The sequence below is a fragment of the Staphylococcus sp. GDY8P57P genome (genome assembly GCF_017892585.1).
Lineage (GTDB): Bacteria > Bacillota > Bacilli > Staphylococcales > Staphylococcaceae > Staphylococcus > Staphylococcus borealis.
Genome location: NZ_JAESLK010000177.1, coordinates 1 through 476 on the forward strand (window position 1 = coordinate 1; position 476 = coordinate 476).

Here is a 476-nt window from a genome sequence, read left to right on the forward strand (position 1 = left end):
CGGATTATTTATCTCAATGTTCTTCATTATCGTTGGATCTGGTTTAATGAAACCAAGTATTTCTAATATCGTTGGTCGATTATACCCAGAAAATGATACACGTATTGATGCAGGCTTTGTTATTTTCTATATGTCTGTCAATCTAGGTGGACTTATTTCACCATTGATTCTAAATCAATTCGTAAATACTGGTAATTTCCATGCTGGTTTCTTAATTGCAGCCGTAGGTATGGCGCTTGGTTTAGCTTGGTACATGATATTTAACAAGAAAAATATCGGTAATGTAGGTACAAAACCAACGAATCCATTAAACCAAAGCGAAAAGAAAAAATATGCATTGATATTTATCGTGGCTATTTTAATTATTGCTGCAGTGCTTGTTATTACAGGATTAACTGGTACATTATCATTTAATATCGTTAGTACAACTGTATTGATACTTGGTGTCGCATTACCAATTATCTACTTCACCATTA

Annotated in this window: 1 protein-coding gene; it reads left to right on the plus strand. The window is 33.0% G+C overall.

The genetic code is table 11. The features are described from left to right. Positions 1-476 (plus strand): POT-type proton-dependent oligopeptide transporter (locus tag KA878_RS14215; protein WP_398577058.1); only part of this gene is annotated, 476 nt, incomplete at both ends.